Genomic DNA, 9831 nt, shown 5'->3' with positions numbered 1-9831 from the left:
TCATCGAACTTCTGCAGCGGCAGTTTGATTCCTGCTTCATGGGCGATGGCCGGCAGATGCAGCACCGTATTCGTCGACCCGCCGATCGCCATGTCTACAGCAATGGCATTTTCGAAGGATTCCTGCGTCATGATATCCCGCGGCTTGATGTCCCGTTTCACCAGATCCAGGATGACTGCGCCGGCCTTCTTGGCCAGGATCCGCCGCGCTCCGAAATAGGCGGCCGGGATCGTCCCGTTCCCCGGCAGTCCCATCCCCAATACTTCCGTCATGCAGTTCATCGTATTGGCCGTGAACAGGCCGGCACAGGACCCGCACCCGGGGCAGGCCTTATTTTCCATATCTGCCATTTCCGCTTTCGTAATCTGTCCCGATTCCAGCTTCCCCGCGGCTTCAAACATTGTGCTGACACTGATATCCTTGCCTTTATAGCGTCCCGCCTGCATCGGCCCGCCGCTGACTACCACTGCCGGGATATTTACCCGCCCTGCCGCCATCAGCATACCGGGCACGATCTTGTCACAGTTCGGGATCATGACCAATCCGTCGAAGGCGTGGCCGTTGGCCATGGCTTCGATAGAATCGCAAATCAGTTCCCGGCTGGCCAGCGGATACTTCATACCGTCATGGCCCATGGCGATCCCATCACAGATCCCGATCGCCGGAAACTCGATCGGCGTCCCGCCGGCTGCCGCAACCCCAAGCTTTACCGCCTGGGCGATTTCCCGCAGATGCATATGCCCCGGAATAATTTCATTGAATGCATTGACGATCCCGATCAACGGTTTTTCCAAGTCTTCGTCCGAATACCCCATGGCATGGAACAACGTCCGATGGGCTGTCCGGGTACTTCCTTTTTTTACTATATCACTCCGCATATCGATTTCCTCCGTTATATACACTTGAATACTAGAAAAGCGCGCGCATGTTGAACATTGCAAGCTCATTGTTCAACATCTATACTTGCATTATAAAAAAGCAATTGTAGAATGTCAATCAGTTGTTGAACAATATGAGCAAAAAATATAAGGCATTACCAAAAGAGTCTTGATAATGCCTTTTTATTATTGAATTTCCATAGAACGTATCGCATGAAGTATATGTATCCGCATAGCATCTCTTGCTCCCTCCGCATTTCGCTGGCTCAAGAAATCCGTTACCATAAAATGATCCGCAACTGTTTCTTCCGCTACACGACCATGAATATGGGAAAGAACAACCCCTTTCAAAATCGCTTCATGTAATATAGGAATCATATTATTCATGAATTTATTGTGTGTCGCCTGCGCAATAGCTGTATGAAACGCATGTTCTTCTTTAGTGCGGTCCTCATGTTTATAAATTTTTTCTTCAATGACTTTTCCTAATTTAACAATTCTTGAAATTTCCGCATCCGTACCTCTCTTTGCTGCTAAATAGGCTGCCGATGGCTCTAGGATCAATCGAATTTCATAAAGATCTTTTATATCTATTTTAGCAAATGAAACCGGATCTAATTCCGCATTCATTTTTCCTTTCAACGCAGCCGCAGTAACAAAGGTCCCTTTTCCCCTATGAATTTCTAAAATACCATACGTATTTAAAATACGTATCGCTTCACGCAGCGTATTGCGGCTAACGTTTAATTCCTTGGAAAAATCGTTCTCATTGGGCAGTTTATCTCCCACTTTAAATCGCTTTTGTATCGTAATCATTGCCATAATATCATCGGCAATGCTCTGCGCCAGTATTCTATTATCAGGCATCATAATCCCCCTGCTGCATATTTATATAATACATACTCCGTATCAGTTTCATGTCAAGTATAGCATAGAATACACACGGGGGCCAATGCAAGAACGAACCTGGACATCACGTTATCTCGAGAAACAGAATCAGCGCTGCTTATCAATGCGTAAACAGCGCTGATCCGTAACTATTTTTTGCAACTTTGCAAAAAACAAATTTATTTTTTTGTCGAATTAAAGCGATTCATGCCTTTACTTATTCCTAGCTCTAAACATCCTTCTACAGCCGCAGCCGCCGCTTTTATTCCCCTTTGATACGGCTCTTGCAGTTCTATAGGAAACGGAGTCAAAACGTGATCAATCACATCATGATGCGGAAGCGGTCTGCCAATACCTACTCGGAAGCGAATAAAATCCCGCACGCCATTGGCAAAAAGGCTCTTAATTCCATTATGCCCGCCATCACTGCCAGTGGTACGAATACGTAATTTTCCCACAGGTAAATCCATATCATCATAAATAACATAGACATCTGTTTCCGCCAATTTATACCAGCGCATAAGAGCTCCCACCGCATCTCCGCTATTATTCATATACGTCTGCGGTTTAACAAGCAGTATTTTTCTTCCATCTATCGGCACCGATGCAACCGCTGCATTCATTTTGCTTTGCCACACAGTAACATGCCATTGAGCAGCTAATTCATCTACAACGCGAAAACCCGTATTATGTTTTGATTTTTCGTATTCATGTCCGGGATTTCCCAGACCTACTATCATATTCAATGCTATATACCGCCTATACTATTTATCAAAAAGGCGGCTCACAGAAACATCATGAAAAATACGCATAATGGCTTCTCCAAGAAGAGGTGCAACTGAAAGAACCGTAATTTTGTCAATATTTTTTTCTTCTGCCAGAGGAATGGTATTGGTAATGATCAATTCCGTAATAGGAGATTTACTAATACGCTCAATAGCCGGATCTGTTAATACAGCATGAGCACAACAAGCATATACTTTATTTGCACCCATGCGCTTCAATGCATTGGCCCCTTCACATAAGGATCCTGCTGTATCAACAATATCATCAACAATAATGCAGGTCTTACCTTCTACACTACCAATAATATTCATCACTTCTGCTACACCCGGACGGGGACGGCGCTTTTCTATAATAGCAATCGGAGCACCTACACGGTCTGCTAAGTCTCTGGCACGTGTCACGCCGCCAAGATCGGGAGATACAACAACAATATCACCCATATCACTTTCTGATTTTTTCTGATTAATATATTTTGCAATAATAGATGCCGAAGCCAAATGATCAACAGGAACATTGAAAAATCCTTGAATCTGACCGGCATGAAGATCCATCGTAACCATACGAGTGACACCAGCGGTGCTCATCAAATCTGCTACCAACTTGGATGTTATAGGTTCACGACCACGAGTTTTGCGATCCTGACGTGCATAACCATAATAGGGAACAACTGCCGTAATATGTCTTGCTGAGGCACGCTTTAACGCATCCACCATAATCAGCAATTCCATAATATTATCATTTACAGGTTCACTCGTCGGCTGGACAATAAACACATCTTTACCGCGAACGCTTTCATCGATCATGACCTGAATTTCACCATTATTGAATTTACCAACAAACGCTTTTCCTAATTCTAAACCCAAATAATCAGCGATTTCCTTGGCCAATGCCGGATTGGCATTTCCTGTAAAAATTTTCAGCTTTTTCCCATCTTCATATGACATGATAGATCCTCCTCAAATTAGTTGTCTTCTATATGTATTCTATCATTTATTGTTTCATACGTACATAATAGTATTTCTATTTTTTATATGTATCGTCTTTCACCCATTGTTCTATATTGCGCTGTCTAGCCCGTCCTACCGCTAACGCTCTGGCCGGAACATCTTTTGTAATAGTAGATCCAGCTCCTACATAAGCGTACTCTCCGATGCCGACCGGCGCTATAAGATTACTGTTGCATCCCACAAATGCATGATCGGAAATCGTTGTACGATGTTTAATTTTACCATCATAATTTACAGTTATCGTACCACATCCGATATTAACACCACTGCCTACATCACTATCTCCTATATAACTCAAGTGTGGCAGTTTTGTCCCATCTCCTATAACAGAATTTTTAACTTCCATATAGTTACCAACTTTCACCTGATTGCCAATAACAGTATTAGGCCGGAAATGAACAAAAGGCCCCACCTCACAGCCGTTCTTAATCTGACAATCATGGGCATAGGTAAACTGCAGATGATCTTCATTTCCCATCTGCACATTAGTTAAACGAACATATGGACCTATCTGGCACCCTTCACCGATCACCGTATTTCCTTCCAATATAGTTCCCGGATAGAGTACTGTATCCCGGCCAACAAAAACAGACATGTCAACGTACGTATTCCCCGGGTCAATAACAGTAACCCCATCAGTCATAATTTGCTCCAGTTTTCGCTGCCGCATAACACTCTCAGCTTCCGCCATCTGCATCCGAGAGTTAACTCCCAATGTTTCCTTATAATTTGACGAAGCAAATGCACTAACGGTCTTGCCTTCGGCAACAAGCATTCCGATAATATCAGTCAAGTAGTACTCTCCCTGAGCATTTTTATTCGTTACACGGTGCAGCATATCCCACAGAAGCGGCATATCAAAGCAATAAATGCCGGCATTAACCTCCGATACTGCCAATTCTGCCGGTGATCCATCCTTTTGTTCTACTATTTTCACAACCTGTCCGCTCTGATCGCGAATAACTCTGCCATAACCCGTGGGATCCGGCATAATTGCGGTTAGGACCGTAGCTGCCGCATGTGTTTGTTCATGACAAGCCATGAGAGATGCAAATGTTTCCGACGTAACCAACGGAGTATCACCGCAAGTAACCAACAGTGTTCCCTGTTCCTCTTTCAATAGTGCTTCCGCCTGAAGAACCGCATGTCCCGTTCCTAACTGTTCTTTCTGCATAACAGTTTCCGCTGTATCTCCTAGATATTCCTGTACAGCCTCGCCGCCAAAACCAACGACGACAATTTGTCTTATTGTCCCCGCGTTCTGTACTGTACGGCGCACCTGTTCTACCATAGGCAGTCCACCCACCTTGTGCAAAACTTTTGGCAGCTTGGATTTCATTCGTGTTCCTTTTCCGGCCGCCAATATAAGTGCAATGGTTTCTTTCATTCCAAATCCTCCCCAGAAATCAAAACTACAACAATTTCTTTATCAGGATACCACAAAACCGACTTAAAATATATACTTTTTTTAAGCTGTCTGCAGAATTACCCCAACTATCTTATGATTTAACACTTTACAACCTGTTCATATATACAATATTATTTATTACTGCCGATACAATTTTTCACCTCAGCACATATAAAAGGAGAGGCTGCAGCCTCTCCTTTTATATGTGCTCTTATCCCAAGATGTGAACTACTACATCTCTTCTGCCAAAATTCATTGCTTCCGAATTGGAATTCATTCCCAAATCAATGCGCGTACCAGTAATATCACCGCCTGTATCATCTGCTACCGCATATCCATACCCTTCAATATATAACTTTGTGCCTAAAGGAATAACGCTGGGATCCACAGAAACAAGTCCATGTATCAATGCATGTCCGCCTGCGGTATACCCGCTATTCCCAGGATCATGTGCCGAATAGGCAGTTGCCTGCATGACAATTTCCTGTCCACCCGCACTAGTATTAGAAGACAACGAAGCACTATTTCCCAAAGCATACAGAGCACGTTCCGTCCGAACATCGAGAATCCCCGTTGCAGCTAGTCCTAAACTAGACTGAAAAGTACTAACAGCATTTGCCGTACCACCGCCATAGATACCATCGATTGTACCTACACTATACCCATTATTGGATAAACGCGTCTGAATATCCCGAACCGCATCACCAGAATCGCCGCGACGAAAAACAACAGACGTCGCTGAAGTGTCGGCTTGTACCAATGCAGCCAGTGTTTGATTTCCAACAATACCATCCACAGTTAAGCCATGATCGGACTGAAACTGCTGAACAGCGGCTCGCGTACCACTGCCAAACACTCCATCCGCACCATTACTTAAGTACCCTGCATCTATCAACATATATTGCATATATTGAACTTCCGGGCTATTCATTCCTTGTTCAAGTTTCGCAAATGAGACAGAGGATATCGACAAAACAAACAACATCATCAATATCGTTATCATACGTTTCTTCAAATTACCACCTCTTTGAAAAATGACGCTTTAACAACAAGCAATTACATTTTAACAAAATTTCAGCAATAAGTCAAAAAAATGTATTTTTATTCATTATTTTATTCATTTTTATTCTTCGTTCTTTCATGCTGTTTCCATCATCATCCAGACTATATCTATGTTTTATAAGTTGATTTTAGTACCTGGTACTAATTTTTATAATTATTATACATTTGCTGTTCCACCATATTTCTAACGTTTTCTGCCGCACCTATATGGTCCGTCAACAGATAAATATAATCTCCCGCTCGCAGATGCACCTCCTGATCCGGTAATATCTGCTTATCTCCGCGCTTGATATCTACTAATACCGTATGCACGGGCCATGAAATGCTGCCCACACTTTTACCATCAACAGAACTGCCGCTTTCGACTGTCAATTCTACAACATTACGCCGCTCATTATCAGGTATATTAGTTTTTTTAAATTCCGGCAGCCGATACAGCAAGGAATCATAGATAGGTTCGCCTTTACAAAGTCTTGCTGAGACTAATGCTACCATAGAAGCAATACATAATACCAATAAATGGTCATAGGAACTGGTCATTTCCATAATAAGAATAGTTCCGGTAACAGGTGCCTGCACAGAAGCCGCAAAAAAAGCAGCCATGGAGATAACGATAATATCCGATAAATATATCGCTGGAATAAGGTTTAATTCTATAAAAACAATACCTAAGACACCACCGGTAAGTGCTCCGATAACCAACATAGGTAAAAAAAATCCGCCAGGTACACCGCATCCATAACTAATTAACGTAAACAAAAATTTTCCCACAAGCAGCAGTCCGAATAAAGATATGGACAAGGGCATTTCTGATAAATGATTGATTAATTCATTTCCACCGCCCAGTACCTGCGGCAGGCAGTACCCCAGCACACCTGCCGTAACAAGGGCAAACGCAATCTTAATATACGGATGAAAAAATACGGGAAGCTCATAAAAAGAACGTACACCCAACAACCCTTTGTTAAATATATTCCCTGCCATGCCATTAATGATGGATAGTACAACAATCAGCCATAGATAATTCATGGGAAACGGCGGCAAACTGCCAAAATGAAAAATAGAGGCCGAACCAAAGGCGATACGGGACACAATGGTCGCCATAAGAGCTGCCATCATAGCCGGTACCAATACTACTCCGGAAAAATTCCGATGCAATTCCTCCAAAGCAAACATAACTCCCGCTAACGGGGCATTAAAGGCTGCCGCCAAACCGGCACTGGCTCCGGCAGTAATAAGATAACGTTCCTCCATTCGCAGACGTCCCAGCAAGCGGCTTAACCCCTGAGCCGTAACTGCTCCAATTTGAATAGAAGGTCCTTCTCGTCCCAAGGATAAACCTAACCCGATTCCCACAATTCCGCCAATAAGCTTTACCCAGAGAATCCGCAGCCACCGCATGCGAATCCGGCCTAAAATAACCCCCTTCACCTGAGGTATACCGCTTCCCGACGCCATGGGTTCGTACTGGCTGATACTATACAATAGAAATGCGGCCAGCAATAAAACAAGAAACCATATTAAGTTAGCTATTATTCCTGCATTCGGCAGCATATCATAAATCGTTTCTCTCCAATGAGTTGTATACTCTAATGCCCAACGAAAAAAGCTAATGATACTGCCGGAAATCGTTCCAACAGCAATTCCTTCAAAAAACAGCCGCAGACGAAAACGAGGCCAATGATTCAATGCCTGGATTGTTGAAATAAGCGGTCTTTGTATATGCATAACTAATTACCCCATCCTATCAAACAAAATTTATTTTATTATAACACACATTCATAAAAATCGTGTTGACAATAGTGCTTCTTGCCGCTAAAATTAAGATTGTTGTTATTTATATGAAACGGGAATGAATGTCTCCCGCGGCACTCTGTCGAAACTGCCATTTGGCTGATGACTTCTACTATTACAGTAGGAATATCAGCATTTTTTTTATACTTAATTTTCTAGGGGGATCTGAATTATGGAAAAATTATTAGCTGTTGCCATCGGCGGCGGAATCGGAGCAGCATTACGTTATGGAGTCACGCTTCTGGCAAATCAGCATGGAGGTATTTTATTTCCTTACGGTACTGTATTTGTCAATGTTGTCGGCTCATTTCTTATTGGTTTTCTTATGATGTATTTTAATTCTCACATGAATTTGCCTGCTGCTATAAAACTTTTTGTCGTTACAGGTATACTTGGTGGTTTTACCACATTTTCTACGTTTAATATGGAATTACTCACTTTTATTCGTGCCAATGAAATGGCCTTGGGCCTCTTATACGGCGGTTTGAATGTTGTCGGTGCTTTTTTATTTTGCTGGCTTGGCATCGTTGCCGGCGCATTATTATATTAAACACAGCATATATCTACCAATTATAGTACACGTTATATTTAACTAAAAACCACCTGTATCTTCAATATTAAATTATTTTTTATACTTGCAAAATTAATCTTTAAAAAAAATTACAAATATTTACAAATTATGAAGAATTTATAACCTATATAAGGTATACTATCTGTATGATAAATAGTATTTTATTATTAGGGGGATTTTTCATGTCGTTATTTCGATTACCGCACCAACTCGTAAAAAGTAAACGTAATAAATTAATTGCTTTTGGTATTATATTATTATTTTCTTTTACTGCAATCTACATGTACAGTCATTATAATGCCGCAACTAAAGTAAAAGGTGACCCCATGGAAGCCTCCGTACAAGCATATCGTGTGTCAAAAAAAGATATGTTGAAAAAGATTTCATTTTCCGGAGAAACAGTCCCTATTGCCCAAATTGATTTATCTCCAAAATATGCCGGAAAAATTGTCGAAGTCAATGTAAACCTTGGGGACACCGTCGCCGCCGGACAGGTTCTTTTGGTTCAAGATACAATGGATTCAGAATTAACGATTAATCAAGATCAAGCGGCCTATGATCAAGCTGCCGCCGATGCCAGGACAGCTGAATCACAATTTTCTTCAGAATTGCAGAAAGCACAGGTAGATTATGAAGTTGCCCAAATGAATTATAATCGTTATATTGTATTAAAGAATGAAGGGGCTGTTTCCCAAAAAGATTTGGACACGGTATATCAAGCTCTTATTGCTGCAAAATCAACGTTAGATAATTTACAAACCCAAAATGTCGGTGATACGCCGGCTGCAATTGTCAGCAAACAGGCAGCACAAGCGAAAGCGGCGTATGTTATCGATAGTATGAAGAAACAACGTGATGATTTAATTATACGCGCACCGCGTGCCGGAATTATCAGTTACCGTAATGCCGAAGTCGGCAGCATGGCCCCTGCTAACACGAAGGTTTTATCAATTACAGATAACAGCGGCATTTATATTGACTGCCCCTTATCGGAAGCTGATGTCGCTTCAATAAAACCAGGCATTCCTGTATCTGTCTCTATTGAATCGCTGGCAAACACCTATACCGGAACAATTACCTATGTCAGTCCAACAATGGATACAACAACAAAGACGTACATCATACGCATTGCATTGGATAATCCAGATGGTTCTTTGCGCGGCGGCATGTTTGCTCAATCTTCTGTAAAAGTTTTACAACGCAGAAACACGCTGTACATACCTAAAGACGCCTTGTTGGAAATTAACGGCATCAGCAAACTATATATAATTACTGCTGATAATAAAATTGAAATACGTCAAGTAAAAACCGGTTTACGCAATGATGAATATGTAGAAATTCTGGAAGGATTATCCGATGGTGATCTTATTGCGACTTCCAATACCGCCCGCTTAAAAGATGGCACAAACGTGACTATAGAAAAGGAAGTCGGGTGAT

The 9831-nt window shown here is 42.0% G+C and carries 9 protein-coding genes and 1 riboswitch; of the genes, 2 read left to right on the top strand and 7 right to left on the bottom strand.

Annotated elements, in window-relative coordinates; genetic code table 11:
• The 7 genes from BLR11_RS02040 to BLR11_RS02010 all read right to left on the bottom strand — a co-directional run.
• The coding region (locus BLR11_RS02040) for a dihydroxy-acid dehydratase domain-containing protein (RefSeq protein WP_176762836.1) at window positions 1-878 on the bottom strand (878 nt) is incomplete at its 3' end.
• A gap of 186 nt (window positions 879-1064) precedes the next feature.
• Window positions 1065-1748, bottom strand: a complete 684-nt coding sequence (locus tag BLR11_RS02035; RefSeq protein WP_091647734.1) for a FadR/GntR family transcriptional regulator — start codon at window positions 1746-1748, stop codon at window positions 1065-1067.
• Between the two features lie 197 nt (window positions 1749-1945).
• A complete protein-coding gene (pth, locus tag BLR11_RS02030) occupies window positions 1946-2506 on the bottom strand; it encodes an aminoacyl-tRNA hydrolase (RefSeq protein ID WP_091647753.1) in 561 nt (186 codons plus the stop codon).
• A 24-nt stretch (window positions 2507-2530) separates the two neighbouring features.
• Entirely contained in the window at window positions 2531-3496 is a 966-nt protein-coding gene (locus tag BLR11_RS02025) for a ribose-phosphate diphosphokinase (protein WP_091647732.1), read from the bottom strand.
• A gap of 76 nt (window positions 3497-3572) precedes the next feature.
• Entirely contained in the window at window positions 3573-4946 is a 1374-nt protein-coding gene (glmU, locus tag BLR11_RS02020; RefSeq protein WP_091647730.1) for a bifunctional UDP-N-acetylglucosamine diphosphorylase/glucosamine-1-phosphate N-acetyltransferase GlmU, read from the bottom strand.
• Window positions 4947-5178: 232 nt separating this feature from the next.
• Window positions 5179-5982, bottom strand: coding sequence for a peptidoglycan-binding protein (locus tag BLR11_RS02015; RefSeq protein ID WP_245675050.1), 804 nt, complete (start codon window positions 5980-5982; stop codon window positions 5179-5181).
• A 188-nt stretch (window positions 5983-6170) separates the two neighbouring features.
• Complete coding sequence (locus tag BLR11_RS02010; protein WP_091647728.1) at window positions 6171-7757, bottom strand: ClC family H(+)/Cl(-) exchange transporter; 1587 nt, start codon at window positions 7755-7757, stop codon at window positions 6171-6173.
• 111 nt (window positions 7758-7868) lie between these two features.
• A riboswitch (Fluoride riboswitch) is annotated at window positions 7869-7942 on the top strand.
• A gap of 53 nt (window positions 7943-7995) precedes the next feature.
• On the opposite strand from BLR11_RS02010, the gene crcB reads away from it, so the two are divergent.
• On the top strand, window positions 7996-8373 hold the full coding sequence (gene crcB, locus BLR11_RS02005; protein WP_091647727.1) for a fluoride efflux transporter CrcB: 378 nt from the start codon (window positions 7996-7998) through the stop codon (window positions 8371-8373).
• A 203-nt stretch (window positions 8374-8576) separates the two neighbouring features.
• Window positions 8577-9830 carry an efflux RND transporter periplasmic adaptor subunit gene (locus tag BLR11_RS02000; protein ID WP_091647725.1) on the top strand — a complete coding sequence of 418 codons (1254 nt, stop codon included), beginning with the start codon at window positions 8577-8579 and terminating at the stop codon, window positions 9828-9830.
• Window position 9831 lies beyond the last annotated feature (1 nt).

Origin of the sequence: Megasphaera paucivorans (genome assembly GCF_900103535.1) — a bacterium.
Classification (GTDB): Bacteria; Bacillota; Negativicutes; order Veillonellales; family Megasphaeraceae; genus Megasphaera_A; species Megasphaera_A paucivorans.
The sequence above is the reverse complement of the archived record's forward strand: the minus strand, read 5'-3'. Positions and strand labels throughout refer to the sequence as shown.